Here is an 18,202-nt window from a genome sequence, read left to right as displayed (position 1 = left end):
TGAAATGCTCAGATGCATCTTCCCGACAACAGGGCCTCAGTCTCGTGGAGGTCATGGTGGGAATGGCCGTAGGATTGATTGCCACTGTGGTGATCATGAAATCCTTTACTGCCAGTGAGATTTTTCGCGGCAATGTATCCGGCTCTGCCGACATGTTGCAGACCGCCTCCATTGCCAGTGCGCGGCTGGGCATTGCCCTGGAAGAGGCGGGCGCCGGCATGGTTCAGGGACAGAACGTTTGGGGCTGCCGGATTCTGGGGGCCCGTTCCGGCACGGTGCTGTTGCCCCGGCCCAGCACTTTTGCAGAGCCTTTTGCGTCATTCCCCACCACCGTCCGGGCGATGCCCCTGGCAATCCTGGATGGCGGAGAAAACTCGGATGTGCTGGCCGTCATGGCCGGGGGGTCAGGAGCATCCAACCGGGGCAAGACCCTGACCAGGGGACCGGATTACCCCGGCACGCCGGAAGTGACCTTCACCAATACGCTGGGGTTTGGCAGCAAGAATGCAGGCCAGACGGTGAACGATCTCCTGCTGGTCGTGCCTATTGCAGACACCTTGGGGGACTGCAAAATAGTGCAACTGGCCAGTGCTTTCAGCAATGGTACGGCGGTCAGCGATCTGTCCCTGGGACTCAAGCTTGTGCCGGCTGCCGGTCTGGTGACAAGTCCGGCATCTTATACTTCGACCCTGCTGAACAGCGCGACCTACGGGGTTGTTGAAGAGGCTTTGCTGGACTTCGGAGAGCCGGTGGCTTATCACCTGGGCAGGGAAGAGTCTGCCGTGTTCTCCCTCTTTTCCGTCAATGCACGGGGGGAGCTGACTGAACTGGATATGCTCCAGCGGCGGGGCACGCAGGCTATTGCCGAGAATGTCCTGCTGCTGAAGGCACGCTACGGCGTCGATAATGGTGCCGACGGCGGTATCGCCGATGACAACGTGGTGGACGAGTGGATTGCTCCAACCGAGAGTGGCTGGACGCTGGCCACGCTGATGAATGGAACCAAGTCCTCCGCCTACAAGGCCGGCCAAATCAAGGCTGTACGGGTGGGCATGATCCTGCGCTCGACCCTGCCGGTGGGCAACGATGCAGCCATTACCAGCCTGAGCCTGTTTGCCGATCTGGGGGAGAGCCGTGCTCATACCCGTAGTCTGTCCGCTACGGAGCAGCGCTATGCCTATCAGGTATACGACTGGGTCATACCGCTACGCAACATGAAATCTATCGAGAGGGCACAGTGATGAACTCCCGATCCTGCCTTGCCGTCGGTTCAGTACCCTCCCGTTCAAAGGGGGTGGTGCTGGCCATCGTGCTGGTTGTCCTGGTGGTGATGATGCTCGGGGCGGTGGCCCTGTTGCGTTCGGTGGATACCTCCGCCTTGCTGTCCGGTAACCTGGCCTTCAAGCGCGATACGGTCAATCGTTCATCCATCGGCCTGAATGTGGCGTTCAGTCAGTTCGCCAAGACGGATTTCAAGCTCTACGGTGATTCGGACGCAGGCTGCGGTGCTGGCTCCTGCACTCATGCCAGCAAGTGGAAAAGCATGAATTACTGGCCGCGCCTGCTGGAAGCAGATGCCAACGGCGTGCCACTTGTGCTCAAGGATGCGACCCAGTTCGGCAGTACCTTTGGCATCGGGCCGAGTACGGGAGATTCCACCTCGAAGGAGGAGGTGAAGGTTCGTTTCCTGATCGAGCGGATGTGTACCGATTACGGCACTTCCGATGAGCGCAAATGTGTCCTTTCCAATGAAACTGCAGTGGGTGGTGACACGCGTGGTGGCAATCTTGGTTCCGTTGCCTTGCCTCTTTACCGGGTAACCATCCGGACGGATGGACCCCGCAACACTCAAACTTACGTTCAGGCAATTGTGACCACGCGAGTTCGTTAACGAAACGTGTCGAGGCTGGGAATTGACATCATGAAAAAATCTTTCTTCCGCAGCAGTCTTGTCCGGCAAGTGTGGGGAGTGAGCGCAGGCTGTTGTGCCGCCATTGCTACCGCAGCGACAACCCCGCTGGCGGATCAGCCCATCCTTGAAGCCGATGTCCCGGCCAACGTCATGCTGGCCTTGTCGGTGGAGTTTCCGACTGCCATTACCCGGGCGCATCAGGATGACTTCAATACGGCCAAGCGTTATCTCGGCTATTTTGATCCGATGAAATGCTACGATTATGGCAGCGAATATTTTGTACCCGTCTCACGTTTGCCCGGTGAGAATGTAACGACGATTGATTGTGCCGGGAAATGGAGCGGGAATTTTCTCAACTGGGCAACCATGCAGGGGGCGGACACCTTCCGTTGGGCACTCACTGGTGGCTGGCGGGTCAAGGACGATCCAAGGAGCTTCTCTTCTCCCGAGGCCCCCCTGACCGTACTGCAGCGGGCCCTGGCGACCCCTCAGGGTAGCTACAGTAGCAGCAACTTTCCCGATAAATATCTGGCTGCCAGCCTGGCAAGTAAATACACCCCTTACAATACATCGTATCGACTGCGGATCAGCAATGGCGGACGGTACGAGGGGGTGTCCTTCTGGCAGGTGAATAGCAGTGGCAACGAGGTTAGCAGGACCCGAAAGGAGCTCAACGCGCAGGTTCAGGTCTGTCATCCGGACTACCCCGAGAGCAATTGTCAGAAGTACACGGACCCGACCGGTACCAAGGTGGTCTGGAAGCCAGAGGGGCTGATCCAGAAGTACCGGAACAAGATGTACTTCGGGGCTTTTGGCTATCTCGGTCTCAATACGGCCGATGCCAAGGACGCCAATGGAGTAGGTAACGTCAACAAGGATGGCGGGGTTCTGCGTGCGATGGTGCAGTCCGTTGAACCTGAAATCACCGAGACAGGCAGTTTTCGCGATGACCCCTATGGTCTGGCATCCACGGCCGATGGCATAAGCTACAGCGGAACGATCAACTACCTTAATCGTTTCGGAGCGAAGAAGAAAAGCTACAAGTACTATGACCCTGTCAGTGAAATGTATGCGGAGGTGATCAAGTATTTCAAGGGAATGACCCCCACGCCGTCCTACGTTTCCGGCGTCAATGCAGATCTGCGGGACGATTTTCCGGCATTCGCAACCTGGAATGATCCTGCCCGCGATGCCAAGTACCCGACCAAGGGCCCCTTGTCGTGCAAGAGAAATTACGTGGTCGGTATTGGCGACACCAACGTCAATTACGACTGGAACCTTTCAGGAGCCAGTGCGCCTGCGTCAGGGGTCGATGCTGACATGGCGGGCGGCACCGCCAAGAGCTGGACAGATGCGGTGGGAAGCCTCGAGGGGATCTCTGGGCTGGGGTCCAAGGGCATCAGTAACGGAAGCTACCTGATGTCTGGCATCGCTTACTATGCCCACCACAAGGACATCCGTCCGGACTTGCCAGGCAAGCAGAACGTCACCACTTACTGGATGGATGTTCTTGAAAGTGGATTTGCTGCCAAGAATCAGTACTGGCTTGCAGCAAAATATGGCGGCTATTACCTGAAAACCAACAAGAGCGCCATTCCAGACGCCTTCAATTCCAGCCTCCATGCCTGGAACGCCAACGGCAGAACCTATGGAGGGAATTCTTTGCCCGATAATTATTACGCGGCAGGAAATCCGGACGACATGGTGTCCGGGTTGCAAAATGCTTTCCGGAGTATCGCTGAAGGCAAGGGTACCGCTGCAGCAACCGGTTTTTCCAGTGCTCAATTGGACGTGGTGTCGGGTGGTTCTGCAACTTATCAAGGGAGTTACGACGCGAATTTCTGGTCAGGCAACATCCAGGCCAAAAAAATCACTTCTTTTGATGCCGATGGCAAGCCGGTTGATAGTCCCCTCTGGGAGGCAGCCAGCAAGCTCGACAGCCTGACTGCGGGAACGGGCTGGGACGGGAGCCGCAAGATCGTGACCCTGGTTCCGAAAGATGCAACCAAGCCCTTGCCAGCAACCGGAAATTTGAAAGGAGCGCCTTTCCGCTTTGCAAATTTAGGCAGTCTGCAAAAACTTTACCTGAGCAAGAGCGACAGCCGGCCTTCGGGGGATGCTACGGTTGGTCAGGAGGTTCTTAACTATCTTCGGGGGGATCGCAGCAAGGCCAACGATACGCCAGAGAGTAAAAGCAAAGCCTATCGCTACCGGGAGTCGGTTCTCGGTGATATCGTGGATTCCAAGGTCACCTATCTGGGCAAGCCGGACGCCTATTACGCTGACTCCTTCAATCCAGGCTATGGGGCTTTCAAGCTCAACAAGGCGGCGCGTATGCCGGTGGTTTTCGCCGGAGCGAACGACGGCATGCTGCATGCGTTTGATGCAACCGAGAGCACTGCCGGAGGGGCGGAGTTGTTTGCCCTGATCCCGTATTCGGTATTCGAAGGTCCTGATGGCACTCCGGATCTCAGCGGATTGCAGGCGTTGTCCCGTCCTGAATACTCTCACCGTTATTACATGAATGCATCGGTGGAAATCCGCGATGTGGATTTTGCGCGGGCGGGGGGGACGCTTGCGTCCTCCGCTGCAACCAGTGACTGGCGTTCGCTGCTGGTGGTCGGACAGGGTAAGGGAGGGCGCTCCTATGTGGCGATGGATGTCACCAGCCTGTCTAAGGATCTGACCGAGACCCAGCTGGCCTCCAAGGTGCTATGGGAATTCGTGCATCCCGATCTGGGCTTTACTTATGGCCAGCCCCTGATTGTCAAAACGCGCAAATGGGGTTGGGTGGTCCTGCTGGCAGGGGGATACAACAATATATCGGGTCCGAATGCCGGCAAGGGTGTGATGTTTGTCGTCAATCCGGTAAGTGGCGCCCTCCTTCAGGCGGTGTATACGAGTGCAGGCAGCGCTGCGTCTCCCTCGGGTCTGGCTCAGCTTTCCGCTTTCACGCCCAATTATCAGGACTACACCATCGATTATGTCTATGGTGCGGATCTGTATGGCAATGTCTGGCGTTTCGATCTGAGCGGTACGGGGTCGATTCCGGCGCCCCTCAAGTTTGCCGAGCTCACGGCACCGGATGGTTCTGCCCAGGCGGTAACGTCCATATTGCGTGTGGAGTATTCGGCGCAGGACCTGATGCGTTATGTGTTTGTGGGGACGGGTCGCCTGCTTGGGCCGGAAGATTTGCCCAATACCCAGGTTCAGACGGTATACGCTTTTAAAGACGGTACTCGGGTGAAGGCCTATGGAACGAATTCCAATCAGCTCCCTCTGCCCTCCGGCATCTCATTCCCACTTCAGCGCGGAGTGGTAAGTCAGGTGGTTAACTTACTGTCGGGTGCGCCAGTCGATGACAGCAAACCGATGGGCTGGTATTACGACCTGACGGGGTCCGCGAGTGGGACAAGGGAGCGGATAACTCTCAACTTGCAAACCAATGATGGTTTGCTCACGTGGGTGGGATCCTTGATGAATGACGATCCCTGTAACCCCGCAGGCACTTCCCGTACTTATTCGGTGAGTTATGGCAGTGGGCAAAGCAGGCTGTATGAGCTAGTGGGAGGATTGCGCTCCCCGGCTCAGTATCTCTCGTCATCGAAAGGGTTTGCAGGGGTTCAGCTGATCCGTGTGGGCAACAGTATCCGGATCGTCGGCACCACGACTGAAGGAGCTATAGACATTCTGGATAACGTGGTTGCCCAGGCTGGGGATCCTCGGGTTGTTAACTGGCGGATCATTCACGAGTAAGGCAAGAAGGGCAAAGCACGCCATAACGGCGTGTTGCCACAGCTTGATTTCGTCCGTATAATGCGCAGCTCTTGGAGCCGCTGTAGCTCAGTCGGTAGAGCAGCGCATTCGTAATGCGAAGGTCACCAGTTCGATTCCGGTCAGCGGCACCAACAAAAACAAGCATTTAGGCCAACTCTTCAGGGTTGGCCTTTTTGCGTTTGGGGCTGTGTAGCCACCATGTAGCCAGATTCCGGTATTCCGGGGGCGGTGTGGCCCCCGTGCTCCGCGGTCGTGGCGTGCCAGTTCATCGGGCCTGCGTGGTCAGGAGTGGCCGCCGACACCGGGCTGATTCGCGGGGGTGCGCTACTGTCCGGGCCATGACCTCGCCCAATCCTTCCGCCCCCGATGCCCTCGCACGCCTCCCCGAGGTGTCCCGCATCGTTCAGCGTTCGCCCCGCCAGATTCGGCGGGATGTTGCTGCCTGCCTTTTCCCTGCTCCGCTGAAGATTGGCGCGCGGGCCATCGCCTGGCGCCGGTCGGATATTACCGCTTGGGTAGATTCCAGGCCGGCAGCGCAGATCAAAGGCTAAACCGAACCAGGACGCCACCATGAACGCACCCACCTTGACACCGCACTTTCTCCCCAACACCGACCCGCGCTTTAGTGTCCTGACCATCGACGAGGATGCAGAGACCGGAAAAGTCTGGTTCATCCGCGAGGAACCCGTCATTGGCTGGCGGATCTCGGACGACCCCGCGCCTGATCCCGCGAACCACCCCGCGCCCCCGCCCTGCGTGGAACCGCTTCATGCGTCTTTGGGGTCTGACTTGGAGCGCCGGGGCGTCAGAACCGAGCGCCGCCCGGGTGGGCGCGTGCAGCTCGACAGCTATTGCTCTTTACGCTACCCGAATGGCCGGATCGAAAGTCTTTACGAAGGCGACGGGGCGGAGTTCGACGGGCTCAAGGCGCTGATTCACACCCTCGACGTGCAAGGCATCGCGGCGGATGCGGTCCGCCTCCTCGACCCGACGGAGTGGGGCTCCATCCTGTAACCGGCACCGGCTGCCAGACAGGGGCAGCCTCAGCACCTGAGATCCACCAGGCCGGGGGCAGCATTGGGGGTAAAACACGAACAGCGCGACGCCATCGACAGTCGCATCCTTGCGCACCTCGAAACGCTGGGCCAGGGTGTGGCGGCGTACCAACTGGCTGAAGCTCTCGGGCTTTCATGGCAGGCCGTCAGCAAGTCATTAAGGCGCCTGGCCGCCAGCCGTCGGGTGCTCGTGTCCGAAGTGGAGCACAAGGACACAGGGTATCGGCTTCGTTGCGTGCGGTATTACCGGCGGAACCTCGGCATGGTCGCCCCCCTTCCTGAGTGGCTGGCACCCAAGGTGCACGCGGTCCGATCGGCACGGCTGATAAAGGGCCGGGCAGGTGAGGGGTAGAAGCCTCGTGGCCATTCGTGGCCGCTCCCGCTTGACGCACGCCGCAGCCTCGCGTCTAATATCGACACAGCGCCGATTTGAAACACAGCTTGCAGGCGCTTTACAAATGTTGCTAAAGCGGAACCCACAAACCCGCTTTGGCTTATGCCCAGCGGGTTTTTTGTTGGGCGTCGCCGAGTTAAGACAACTTGCAGGGCGATTTACAAATGCTGCTAAAGCGTCGCCGCCTCTTCGCCCCCGCGAGGCCGGTCACGCCTCACTTCAGGGGGCAGGAGTCACACAATGGTCACCACCGACCCGGCCGCACAATCTGGCCGCCCGCAAAGCGCCGAAGCTCTCGGCAAGTTCATCGCCCACCTTCCCGCCGTCCGCTCGCCGAATCCGGCTGCGCGCAAGGCTTCCCCCGTCGATCTCCCCATTCTGCCCGGCTGGGCCGGCTGGCGCTGAGTCGCTGACACCATCAACAAAGGAACGACATCATGGGTATCCGCATCGTGTTTCAGATGGTTGTCATCAAGAAGAGCGCCGTTCGCAAGCACTACCCCGACGGTGAAGCAGGCTTTCGCAACACCTACCCCTTCGCCGCGGAAGACCGCTATCTGTTCGGTGTCGGCAGCATGTCCGACGGTGAGTTCGGGGAGATCCTGCAGGCGCTTACCGCCGCAGGCTTGGACCTGCCCGGGTGCGCCGCCATCGCCGATTGTCACCAGGGGCCCGTTAAGGTGCGCCCCGACATTCTGTTCACCCAGTTCTCCGACGGGTTCGCCCCCTACTGGGAAGCGCGGCTGATCTGCGACGACTCGGAGGAAATGGAGGCAGAGGGCGCCCCGATTGTGCAATGGCTGATGGAAAGGGGATGGGCCTTCAGCTTGCCCGACGACCCGCGGGAGCCGCCGAAGAAGGCGCCGGCCAAGGCCAAAGTGACACGAGCCAAGATCCCGGGGCCGTGGCTCGGCGGTGCGGGGGTGCTGATTCCCTTCCGGCCGAAGCTGGCCGACTCGCCCGCGCCGGCGGCAGCCGAAGGTACGGGTGAAGGTTGCCCCGGTCGCAACGGAGAATGACATGGGCTCAGCACGACTTGAGAACGCCTTAGCCCTGATTCGCGAAGCCGACGGCCTGCTTGTGACGGCCGGCGCTGGCATGGGCGTGGATTCGGGCCTGCCCGACTTCCGCAGCGATAACGGCTTCTGGAAGACCTACCCGGCACTCTCCAAGGCGGGCATGCGCTTCGAAGCGATTGCCAGCCCCTACGCCTTCCACCGGGACGCCCGCCTGGCCTGGGGGTTCTATGGCCATCGGCTGAAGCTCTACCGGGACACCGTTCCGCATGCGGGCTTCGGGATTCTGCAGGCCATCGGGGCAAGGCTTGAACATGGGCTGTTCGTGGCCACCAGCAATGTGGACGGGCACTTCCAGAAGTCCGGCATTGCGGCGGACCGGATCCACGAAATTCACGGATCCATTCACCATCTGCAGTGCCTCGACCCGAATTGCTCGATTGCCGTCTGGGATGCCGCCAGGTTCTCGCCAGAGATCGACGAAGCCGCATGCCGCCTCACGAATGATCTGCCGGCCTGCCGCTACTGCGGAGGCCTCGCCCGCCCGAATATCCTGATGTTCGGTGATTGGGACTGGCGGCAGGTTCGCGCGAAGCACCAGGCGCAGAAGCTGAACACTTGGCTGGCCAGCGTCGAACGGCTGGCGGTTATCGAGATCGGCGCCGGCATCGACGTGCCGACAGTCCGGCTGTTCAGCGACCAGTACGAGCGGCTGATTCGGATCAACCCACGGGCGCCGCAGGTGTTCGGGCCGCGGGCGGTAGGCTTGCCGCTCGGGGGCCTGGCTGCACTCGAAGCAATCGGCGCGCGGCTTCTCGCAGACCAATTTGGAGGACACACGTTATGGCCAAAGTGACACGAGTACCGCACGACGGGCGGATGATCTTCGGGGGCAAGGGTTCTTTGACACCCTTCAGGCCGAAGCTGACCGCCTCACCCGCGACGCAATCGCCGCAGCCGGACGAGGCGCTGGACATCCTGGCGCCCGGGCAGGAGGATCCCGAACCGGCGATGAAGGGGGCGCGGATCTCACTGGAAGCATCGATGCTCCGCTCGTTCCAGGAGTTCCTCGACAAGGAAATCGCGGTGCAGCCCCCGAGTACGGGCAGCCCCGAGACGGCTCAGTCTCCCTCGCAGGCTTCCACTACTCGAAAGCCCAGCGGCCAAGCCTAGCCGGGCGCCTTTATGGGACGGGGATGCGTGGCGAAGAGGCTCGGCGGCTGGATCGCTGGAGCGCCACGCAAGAGCAGAAGCACCGCGTCCACTACTACATCGACGAGGGGTCCGGCATCACGCCGGAGTCCGACGTCGGCACACACCTGCACACTACGCAGCTCCGCAACGTCTACGACCGCCAAGCGGACCCGCTTGGCTTGGTAGCGCAAGCTCGGCAGCAGATGCAGCCTGGCCAGGACACTAACGACCTGTATAACATCTTTGAGCAGCAGGTCATGGCGCACGGGTTCGACGGGTATTACATGCCCAAGGCCCAAGGCGAGCAGGGCGTCGCCGTGCTCCTCGGCAGCAAGCACACCGATGTGCCGGTCGCCTACCTGGGCCAGCGTGGGCGCATCAAGAACGGCGAGCCCCTCGACGTGGTGGACACGCCGGCTCCCCCGCCGCGCCCGGCCACACCTGCCCCTCCAGCCTCAGCGACCGATGGGCCCGACCGCCTCGGGCCGTTCTCTTCTGAAAACATCGCGAAGTTCTCGAAGGACTTCTGGCAGAAGAAGGGGGTCGCCTACGCTGTCGAGCAAGAAAACGGCCAGATCTGGCTGCGGAAGGCGGCGCCGAAGTTCTCAGCGGCCCGCGGCGGCACCCTCGCCATCTTTGAAGGCCTCGACGGTCGGGGGCTGAAGCGGGCCCGGGCCGAGGAGGCGCTGGCAGCCCACCCGGCAGCCGACACGCTCCGCTACGTCGAAGACCACATCCTCGACATCCTCGACGCCCTGGAGACCTCCGGCGCCGTGAAGATCAACTGCTGAAGGATCCGCCATGCCCACCCCGAACCTGCTCACCAAACCCATCGAAGCCATGCTCGGAGAGGCCATCTCCGCCGAGCTGTTCGCGTCCCACCTCTACCTGCACCTGGCCAATCAGATGCAGTTCGTCGGCTACTTCGGCGCGCAGAAGTTCTTCCTCGCGGAAGCGGCGGCCGAGCGGGAGCACTACCAGCGCCTGGTCGAGTTCATGAACAAGCGCGGCAGCTGGGCGCGGGTAGGCTGGAAAGCGGCGACGGCTGGAGAACATGATCTCCCTGGCGCTGAAGTACGACGGTGAGACCCAATTTATCAAGCCACACGACGATATGCTGGGTTGGAATGGGCTACAGTGGGGTAACAACCCTGAGCACAATCTGCTATTCATGCTGCGCACGGCAACCCGCATCACGGAAGCGGCCGTGCCGGAAGTGAAGGAGGTAAATTTTGACCCCACAACTGGAACATTCACCCGGGCCGGAGATCCCTTCGGAAGCACTGATTTTGCGCGTTTGGCAAAACGATCCCGAGAATCTGCGCCCCTTACTCAGCGCGCAGGAATGCCGGGCAGTGGAGCGCTTCGTCTCGCGAGCATCTTCCGATCCCTGGGAAGTCAAGCGCCTGTTGAGCGGGGGGCTGACGCACGTGTATCTGATGATCTGGGCAGCGCCGGTGCACTACGGGATAGCCTAAACCGCATCCTCTACAGCACGCAGCGCCGGGCCTCCTCGCCCGGCGCCTCGGCACCTCAAACCGTCGCGCCTACCTTCTTCAACCGGGCGGACAGGTCGGCCACCGCGGCGCGTGCGGCCGGCAGGGCTGCAATCAAATCGTCGTCCCGTGCTTCCGACACCTCGACCAGGCAGCGCCCGCCGCCGGCCTGCTTCCTGGCCCGTACCGCAGCGTAAATGCTGACCAGGTTGCGGCTTGACGGCTCGCGCCCCTCGCCCCTGAGCCAAGCCCGCATTTTCGGATCGGCTGCCATCCGGCCGGCGTTGTAGGCGATGGCCTGAAGTTCGAGGCATTCGAGCACCGCGAAGGTGGAACGGGCGGATTCGAGATCAAGGCGGGCGGTGTTCATCGTGGTCATGGTGGTGTCCTCGTAGGTGGTGGGTAATGCGTGAAGCGAAGACTACCGCGGCAGAAAACCACCACGTAAGGGAGCGACGCTCACCTTCATATAGCTTTAGTGGGCGGCAGCAGATCACCGGTGACACCAGGCCGGCCGGATCGTGGCCGACAGCTGGCCCGGTGAGCGGCGCTCCCTTTTGGCTGAAAAAATATTTTCACGGGGGCGGGGTGTGACGATGTTTGCCGACGGGGGATCGGCGCCCCGCCGAAGTGGTGGGGCAGGTAGGGCGAGGGTAGGCCAGAATTCGGACTCCCCTACCTGCCCGAAAGCCAAGCCTAGCAAGGGTTTCCGAAGGTAGGTGGGTCTAGGTAGGGCTATTTTTAGAAGAAGAAGAGAAGAAGTAAAAAGGTGTAATAGGGTTTACAGCCCCATAGGGATTCCCGCCAACTCCTGGGAGATTTATTTGTTCCGAAAATGGCCCTACCTGCCCTACCAAATCGCCGAAACCCGCGCCGGCACTGGGTTTCACAGGTAGGGCAGCCCCTTTTTTTTCCCCTACCTGTGCCCTACTTCTGCCCCACCGGCGCCACGGCGGAACCATCGGCAGGCCTACCACGCGCCACCGCCCGCAACGCCACCGCCTGAAAACGACAAGGGCGAACCTTCACGGCTCGCCCTTGCGTCACCAGGTTACCCGCGGGTCAGTCGAAAGCGCGCGGGTCGAATTCTCCCTTCCGCAACAGGCTGGCGCTGTGGAGCACGATCGGGGGCGTCAGCCATTGGTCGGTCCCCCTCGCCTTCCCGGCCGGCTTGCCGAGGAGCGCCCGGAGCGCTCGCCCGCAGTCCTTCGCCTGGGCGTTGGTGGGCGCCTTGATGCCCAGCGCCTGCAGCACCTCGCTTGCCGCCAGGCGTCGCCAGTTGATGCGCGGGGCGTCGAGATCCAGCGCGTTGGCCAGCATGTCGTGCACGGCGCTCTTCACCACGTGGCCGGCGTTCCAGTGGTCCAGCTGTTGCTCTTCCTCCCGCTCCAGCCACCAGCGTTCACCGGCTCCGTAGTAGGTCGCCAGCTGTGCCCAGACTTGTTGCATGTCCAGGCTGTGACGGTAGTCGACCGCGGTGACCGGCAGCACCCACCAGCGCAGGTTTCCCGTTTCGTCCTGCAAGAACTCTTCCGGGTTGACCGAGGCAGCAAACACGGTGCGGCGCTGAAACTCGGAGTCGGTCCGGGCGTAGGGTAGGCGCAGCTTGTCCACCGGGTTGGACAGGAAGGCTTTCAGGCGGGCGATGTCGGCCTTTCGCATCGTGGCGTCCACCTCGCCGAGTTCGGTGATCCAGTGGGAGACTGCCGTTTTTACGCTGTCCCGGTTGTCCGGCTCGAGAAGCGCGCCCGACAGGATGTAATCCCGCCGCAGGTTCTCCGGCAGCAGGCGCATGAACCAGGGCGACTTGCCGAGGCTCTGCGCCCCCTGCAGGGTCAGCACGCCCTTGGAGTAGAAGCTCGACGGCTCCAGGGCTGCAGCCACGGCGCTGATGAGCCACTTGCGCAGCACCAAGTTGCGCAGGGGTGCCGGGAAGGTGTCTCGAACCGTCAGCGTGTCTTGCAGGCCGGCCAGGCGGTCTTGCCCGTCCCACGGCTTCGACTTGATGAAGTCGGCTACCACGTTGCGCGGGCTACCGTAGGCAATGCTCACAGCCAGGCCGGCCGCACGATCGGCGGGCATGTCGTTTATCGATGCCAGGGAGCACATGAATTCCAACGCGGCGTTATCCGCCTGGTCGGGGCACGTCGCCAAACCCGGCACATGCACGACGGTTTTTTTCCGAATCTCGTCGTAGTGTGCGGAGATTCCATAGCCCTGCATCATCACCCGCATGTTGTCGATGGTCGGCTTGACGACTGTTCCCATCTTGGTCTCCTTCGTGTGCGGGAACTGCTCCGGGTGGAGGGCGGGCACGGCGAGGCGAAACGGGATAAATCCGGTCAGGTCCACATCTGCCGGGCGCTGCGCTACCGCAGACGGTGGGGCGAGCATCTTCACCGCCTCGCTTTTGGCGAGGGGGACGCCCTCCAGCGTCTTCCACCGGGCTCGCACCAGGGTGGCCAGGGTGTCCCGGTCGGCGCTGGTCATGTCGGCGGCGCGGATCTCGACCGCCAGCGCACCCTGTAGCGTGGCCTTGTCTGCGGCGTGAATGCGAGCCTTCCAGTCTGCGGACGCGGCAGCCCCGGCCACTGCCACCACCTGCGCCCGCCGGGCCTTCCACACGTCGCCCAGCCAGGCCTTCAGCGTGCCGATGGTGGCCGGGCCGCGGGCGCCGACGCGCTGCTCCGACGCCTTCCGCCAGATCGGTTCGACGCAGCCCTCGGTGTAGTTGGTCGACCGCTGGGACCACTCGATCACGATCTCCAGGGCGTCGTCTTCCGCCTCGGTGTCGTGGAACTGGTGGTGCACGGCGAAGATCGCATCCCGCCAGCTGTCCCGGTCGTCGCAGTAGTTGGCCGGCAGCCGGTCAAGCATCCAGCGTAGATCCTCGAGGCCCACATCGTCGTGGCGAGGCTTCACCGCGTCGAAGGCATCGTCAGGGTCGGCGAAGGAAGCGCCCGGCTGGCCCGTGGCGGCCGTGGTGCCGGAGAGTTCGGGCATGAACCCTCGTACCACCAGAATCCGATCCAGGTCGTTGCGTACCCACTCGGCCACCTCATCCCGGTCAATCACCGGCAGCTGCCAGCGCTCGACGTCCAGAATGTCGCCGTTCGGCCAGGTGTAGGCCCGCAAGGTGTCCGGGTGGATGCCGTGCGCGACGAACTGCTGGCCGATGCCCAGCACCTCGACCCGGTGCTCCAACCCGTCCACGGTCTTGTACCAGGGGCTGGTGATCTTCGTGCCGGGCGTCTTCGCTGCGTAGAGCAGCAGCCGCTTGGGTGCCTCGCCGACCCGCTTGATGGCGTCCCCGAAGCGGGCCCGAAACGCAGCCTCCACCTCGTCGGCCACGGCTGACCAGTAAATGTCCAGGTCGACCGCCACCAGATCGTCCGTCCGGATGCCGACGTTCATGGCGCCCTTGTCGCCGTTCGCCCAGAAGCCGATCTGGTCTTCATGCAAGGACATGGCTTGCCAGTCTTTGACGACCGGGCGCTTGCCATTGACGGGGATCGGCTGGAAGCCGGCGGCGAAGAGGCGCGGGCCGGCATCGCGGAAGGTGAGAGCTTTTGGGGCGGTCATGCGGCACCTCGCACTTTCCGGGCTTCGGACAGCCAGGCGGCCAGCTCGGGGCGTTCGGTGTCCCCGTCGAGTGCCAGGGAGTAGGCGGCATAGCGCACGCTCTCGAAGCGGTTGGTGGCGTCCTGCAGGCTGGTGACGACGGGCCATCCACCTTGCCGGAGCCGATGCACATAGGCGGCCTCCCGCATGGAGCGGGCCAGGCGATCGAAGTCGCGGGGCGTGATGCCGGCTTGCAGCGGGGCGCCGATAGCTTCGGCCCACACGGCAGCCTCGATCAGCTCCAGGAGCAATTGACCGGCGCAGCTCTTCACCGGCGGCAGCCAGCGGGCGCCGGACGACCGGGCGCGTGCTAGACTGGTTTCGAAGTGAGCGGACTTCACCACATTCGGCGCCCGGCCAGACCTGCCAGTCTGCCGGGCGTCTTCATGTTCGCGGGGCATCATTGGGCGCCCCCTTCGGTCAGGGCTTCAATGGCGGAGGCGTCCCACAGCAAGCGACCATTCGGCAGCTTGGTAGGGCGGAGCCCGAGGTAATGGCCGTTCAGGCACAAGGCACGGCGCAGGGTTTGCGGACGGACGCGCAGACGGTCGGCGGCCTCGGTGGTGTCGAGCTTGCGGGGGCGAGCGTGAAGGGCCGGCGAGGCAACAGCGGCGTGATGCGCGGGGGCGAGGGAGTGAGACATGCGGAGCGCTCCAGAATGAGCGGTCCGGCTGGCGGGCAGGATCTGCGGCAACGACAGGCGGACCGGGGGCTAGTCCGCTGTAGCCGCACCTTCGGCGGCTGAAGTCGTCTTTAGCGCCTGGCTTGCTACCGGTGCAGCGTGAAGACACCGAGACTCACAAGCCAGGAGGCGAACAGTATGCCCGGGGTAACCTTCGACGGTCCTGTTTCTCACTGCAGGCCGGAACCCATGCCGCGCACCCCTCGCGTAGCGCATGAACCCGACGGCGGGGCATGGTTGCACCCCGATTGCCAGATGCTACGCTAGGGTTCTATTTCATTGCAAGGCGTTGATTTGTGTTGTGAGGCCGGCTCACGTAGCCCTGCCCCGGTTCTGTGCGGAGGTTGCACCAGGTAGCACAGGGCGAGGGGCGGTGCTCGGTCAGGCGGCGTGCTCTTCCTTCGGCACGAATCGGATTTCCAGGCGTTGCCCGCAGGCTTCGGCGTACTTGCGCAGGGTTGCCAGTGACGGGGCGTGCTTGCGGCTGCCGATGCTGCCTTCGATACGGGCGACAACGGGCTGAGAGACGCCCATACGCTCGGCCAGCTCGGTTTGCGTCAGGCCGGCACGCTGGCGGGCGCGCAGCAACTCGGCCAGGGCGGCAAACTCGTCGGCCATGCCCTCATAGGCTTCCCGAAATGCCGGATCCAGCTTGCCGGCCTCTTCGGCATAGGCGCGCGGATCGAACGCAACGGGGTTGTACTGTTCGCTCATGGGCGGACCTCCTTCATGCGGCGGCGCGCGGTATCCAGGGCGCGCAGCGGGGTTTGCTCGGTCTTCTTGATGAAGCCATGCAGGACAACGACACGCTTGCCCACGACCGTGCAGAACAGGGCGCGACCGATGCCTTCCTGCCCCTTGGCCCGGATCTCGAATAGCCCGTCACCCATCGCGCGGGTGTAGGGCAAGCCCAGATTCGGGCCGTGCTCGATCATGCGTTCGGCGATGCGGGAGAAACTGGCGCGAATCCCCGCCGGCCACCCCATCACCTCAGCCGCTACGCCCTCGTTGAAAAACTCGATTCGGTAGCTCATAACGACAATATAGCTTGCGTGCTATAGGCGGTCAATGCGCGCCCCTTCATCCCACCACCCGCAGGCCCGGTGCCTGCCCCTCGCCCGGCTGCTCGATGCCGGCCTGTTCGAGAATCCACGCTTCGATTTTTGTGTGCCACATGCGCAGCAGGTCCAGCGGCCGGCGGCGGTAATGCTTTTCGGCGGTTGCGCTCGGTTTGTGGCCTTGGATCTGAGCCACCACGCCCACCGGGCATTCGACCCACTCGGCCAGGGTGCCGAAGGAGCGGCGCAGACCATGCAGGGACAGTGCCGGCAGGCCAGCGGCAGCAAGGGCCTTGTTGTGTCCGGATCGCGGCTCCCGAAGCCTTCCTGATTCGGCCGTAGGGCTCGAGAACACCCATTCATTCCGACGGGGCAGGGCCGCCAGCAGCGCGGCGACGTAGGGCGTCAGGGGGATGATGCGTTGCCCTTCAACCTTGTCCTTGATGGTCAGGGACTTCCATTGAAAATCCACGTCAGACCAGGCAATGTTGGCCACCTCTTCGCGGCGGGCACCGGTCAGCAGGGCCGTTTGCAGATAGGCGGAGTGCACCGGGTTTGCCAGCTGGCGGACGTGCTCGAACCAGAGCGCCAGCATTTCGCGTTGCAAGCAGTCGTCCTTCGGGGTCGGCTTCTCCATTTCGTCGTTTGCAAGGCGCGAGGCGCAGGCTTTGCCGTCGATTTGGGTCTGGTAATCGGGGTGGTCGCTGCACCAGTTCAGGAAGGCACGCAGGCGCACAAAGGCGTTCCGGGCTTGGGTCGGCCGTCTGGCCACCTCAGACTGAAGCCATGCGCGCACCGCGGCGCCGTCAATCTGCGCCAAAGGGAGAGTCAGCAGGGGGAGGAGGGCGCCGGGCTGCGTGGTGTCGCCTTCGCCTTTCTTCCGGCCTCGGGTCTTGGGCTTGCCGCCAGGGTCGCTCAGGCGCTGGTGATCCAGGAGCGTGCGGGGGCTCCATTTTGGACGCGAGGCAAGATAGACATTCCAGGCGTCAAGCGCGGGCTCTTCGACGCGCTTGGTCGCCTCCCGTTTGGCCTCGATGGCTGCCAGCTTGTCGGCCTTCTCCTGGCGCGGGTCTATCCCCTGGTCAATCAAGGTTTGCAGGCGGCGGGCTTCGGTGCGTGCATCGTCAAGGTTCCACGCTCGCACGTCGCCGATGGTCACGCGGACTGTCTGCCGGTTTAGCTTGGCTTCGAAGATGAACGACTTCGCGCCCGTGGTCACACGCACGGCGAGGCGCGGTGCGTCGGTGTCCCACAGGAAGGATTGTTTCGCATCGGCCGGGCAGGAAAATCGGCGGATTCTGTCAGGGGTGAGGCGTTCGCGTTGCATGGCGGGATGCTCCTGATTTGGCTACATGGGCGGTCCGTGTAGCCACGGTGTAGCCACTGTGTAGCCAAATCATAGCAATTCGTTTCAACATCAATCAACTATTATTCACACAAGACTGCTGATTTTTAAGGGAAAAATGTATTTTGTTCAGCGCCCTTCAACACTGATAAACCCCATTTTTTTCGATTTCGTAATGCGAAGGTCACCAGTTCGATTCCGGTCAGCGGCACCAACAAAAACAAGCATTTAGGCCAACTCTTCAGGGTTGGCCTTTTTGCTTGTGCGCCTAGAGCGTGTATCAAATCAGCCAAATGACAGCGGTTGTATAACGAGGCGCGATATTTGGCACAGATTTGCACGATATTTGGCACCGCCAATTATTAACCCGGCAATCAAATAGCTAAATTACTGAGCGTAGCGAACGTACTCATGGCTGAAATACGACCGCACACGATCCGGCATCGCAGCGATGCGTTCCATGCACGTACGCGCCTTCTCAAGAAGTGCGGCGGCGGTCTTGGCAATCGGCCCGGAGCGTATCGTCGTTTTCAGATCCCGGTTCAGATACTCGTCGGGGTTGAGTTCCGGCGCATACGGCGGCAGGTAAAACAGCTCGATCTTCTCGGTGTTTTCGGCAGCCCACTCGCGGACACGGTTGGCGCGGTGCACG

The 18,202-nt window shown here is 62.0% G+C and carries 20 protein-coding genes, 1 tRNA gene and 1 pseudogene; 14 read left to right on the top strand and 8 right to left on the bottom strand.

Annotation, left to right across the window (positions count from 1 at the left end):
• The 14 genes and pseudogenes from PHD22_RS12205 to PHD22_RS12150 form a co-directional block, all read left to right on the top strand.
• On the top strand, positions 1–1,241 hold a 1,241-nt coding region (locus tag PHD22_RS12205), incomplete at its 5' end, for a PilW family protein (RefSeq protein ID WP_299867090.1).
• The gene (locus PHD22_RS12200; protein WP_299867087.1) at positions 1,241–1,891 is read left to right on the top strand and encodes a hypothetical protein; all 651 of its coding nucleotides are present in this window, start codon (positions 1,241–1,243) and stop codon (positions 1,889–1,891) included. The genes PHD22_RS12205 and PHD22_RS12200, both read left to right, overlap by 1 nt.
• A gap of 30 nt (positions 1,892–1,921) precedes the next feature.
• On the top strand, positions 1,922–5,668 hold the full coding sequence (locus PHD22_RS12195; RefSeq protein ID WP_299867084.1) for a PilC/PilY family type IV pilus protein: 3,747 nt from the start codon (positions 1,922–1,924) through the stop codon (positions 5,666–5,668).
• A gap of 76 nt (positions 5,669–5,744) precedes the next feature.
• Positions 5,745–5,820: transfer RNA gene (locus PHD22_RS12190), tRNA-Thr, on the top strand.
• A 207-nt stretch (positions 5,821–6,027) separates the two neighbouring features.
• The gene (locus PHD22_RS16930) at positions 6,028–6,240 is read left to right on the top strand and encodes an AlpA family phage regulatory protein (RefSeq protein ID WP_366520732.1); all 213 of its coding nucleotides are present in this window, start codon (positions 6,028–6,030) and stop codon (positions 6,238–6,240) included.
• A gap of 19 nt (positions 6,241–6,259) precedes the next feature.
• On the top strand, positions 6,260–6,703 hold the full coding sequence (locus tag PHD22_RS12185; protein WP_299867081.1) for a hypothetical protein: 444 nt from the start codon (positions 6,260–6,262) through the stop codon (positions 6,701–6,703).
• 675 nt (positions 6,704–7,378) lie between these two features.
• Entirely contained in the window at positions 7,379–7,543 is a 165-nt protein-coding gene (locus tag PHD22_RS12180; protein WP_299867078.1) for a hypothetical protein, read from the top strand.
• 32 nt (positions 7,544–7,575) lie between these two features.
• Complete coding sequence (locus PHD22_RS12175; RefSeq protein WP_299867075.1) at positions 7,576–8,157, top strand: hypothetical protein; 582 nt, start codon at positions 7,576–7,578, stop codon at positions 8,155–8,157.
• A gap of 1 nt (position 8,158) precedes the next feature.
• On the top strand, positions 8,159–9,010 hold the full coding sequence (locus tag PHD22_RS12170; RefSeq protein WP_299867072.1) for a Sir2 family NAD-dependent protein deacetylase: 852 nt from the start codon (positions 8,159–8,161) through the stop codon (positions 9,008–9,010).
• Positions 8,998–9,327, top strand: a complete 330-nt coding sequence (locus PHD22_RS12165; RefSeq protein ID WP_299867069.1) for a hypothetical protein — start codon at positions 8,998–9,000, stop codon at positions 9,325–9,327. Before PHD22_RS12170 ends, PHD22_RS12165 begins: the two co-directional genes overlap by 13 nt.
• Positions 9,328–9,350: 23 nt before the next feature.
• Positions 9,351–10,139, top strand: coding sequence for a hypothetical protein (locus tag PHD22_RS12160; RefSeq protein WP_299867063.1), 789 nt, complete (start codon positions 9,351–9,353; stop codon positions 10,137–10,139).
• Between the two features lie 10 nt (positions 10,140–10,149).
• Complete coding sequence (locus tag PHD22_RS12155) at positions 10,150–10,434, top strand: ferritin-like domain-containing protein (protein WP_299867060.1); 285 nt, start codon at positions 10,150–10,152, stop codon at positions 10,432–10,434.
• Positions 10,403–10,681: pseudogene (locus tag PHD22_RS16925) on the top strand (hypothetical protein); the annotation flags it as partial. The gene PHD22_RS12155 and the pseudogene PHD22_RS16925, both read left to right, overlap by 32 nt.
• Positions 10,581–10,826, top strand: a complete 246-nt coding sequence (locus PHD22_RS12150) for a hypothetical protein (RefSeq protein ID WP_299867058.1) — start codon at positions 10,581–10,583, stop codon at positions 10,824–10,826. The pseudogene PHD22_RS16925 and the gene PHD22_RS12150, both read left to right, overlap by 101 nt.
• 55 nt (positions 10,827–10,881) lie before the next feature.
• On the opposite strand, the gene PHD22_RS12145 is transcribed toward PHD22_RS12150, so the two are convergent.
• From PHD22_RS12145 to PHD22_RS12110, 8 genes are all read right to left on the bottom strand, one after another.
• On the bottom strand, positions 10,882–11,223 hold the full coding sequence (locus PHD22_RS12145; protein ID WP_299867056.1) for a hypothetical protein: 342 nt from the start codon (positions 11,221–11,223) through the stop codon (positions 10,882–10,884).
• Between the two features lie 683 nt (positions 11,224–11,906).
• On the bottom strand, positions 11,907–14,426 hold the full coding sequence (locus tag PHD22_RS12140; RefSeq protein WP_299867053.1) for a VapE domain-containing protein: 2,520 nt from the start codon (positions 14,424–14,426) through the stop codon (positions 11,907–11,909).
• Positions 14,423–14,869, bottom strand: coding sequence for a hypothetical protein (locus tag PHD22_RS12135; protein WP_299867050.1), 447 nt, complete (start codon positions 14,867–14,869; stop codon positions 14,423–14,425). The genes PHD22_RS12140 and PHD22_RS12135 overlap by 4 nt, the downstream gene beginning before the upstream one ends.
• Positions 14,866–15,108, bottom strand: a complete 243-nt coding sequence (locus tag PHD22_RS12130; protein WP_141353659.1) for a DNA-binding protein — start codon at positions 15,106–15,108, stop codon at positions 14,866–14,868. Before PHD22_RS12130 ends, PHD22_RS12135 begins: the two co-directional genes overlap by 4 nt.
• A gap of 420 nt (positions 15,109–15,528) precedes the next feature.
• On the bottom strand, positions 15,529–15,861 hold the full coding sequence (locus tag PHD22_RS12125; protein WP_299867044.1) for a helix-turn-helix transcriptional regulator: 333 nt from the start codon (positions 15,859–15,861) through the stop codon (positions 15,529–15,531).
• The gene (locus PHD22_RS12120; RefSeq protein ID WP_299867041.1) at positions 15,858–16,181 is read right to left on the bottom strand and encodes a type II toxin-antitoxin system RelE/ParE family toxin; all 324 of its coding nucleotides are present in this window, start codon (positions 16,179–16,181) and stop codon (positions 15,858–15,860) included. The genes PHD22_RS12125 and PHD22_RS12120 overlap by 4 nt, the downstream gene beginning before the upstream one ends.
• Before the next feature lie 46 nt (positions 16,182–16,227).
• Positions 16,228–17,532 (bottom strand): integrase family protein, encoded by a 1,305-nt coding sequence (locus PHD22_RS12115; RefSeq protein WP_299867038.1) that lies wholly within the window; start codon positions 17,530–17,532, stop codon positions 16,228–16,230.
• Between the two features lie 405 nt (positions 17,533–17,937).
• Positions 17,938–18,202: transposase (locus PHD22_RS12110; protein ID WP_299867035.1), on the bottom strand; the 265-nt coding region annotated here is incomplete at its 5' end.

The organism is Zoogloea sp. (genome assembly GCF_028693495.1).
Classification (GTDB): domain Bacteria; phylum Pseudomonadota; class Gammaproteobacteria; order Burkholderiales; family Rhodocyclaceae; genus Zoogloea.
The sequence above is the reverse complement of the archived record's forward strand: the minus strand, read 5'-3'. Positions and strand labels throughout refer to the sequence as shown.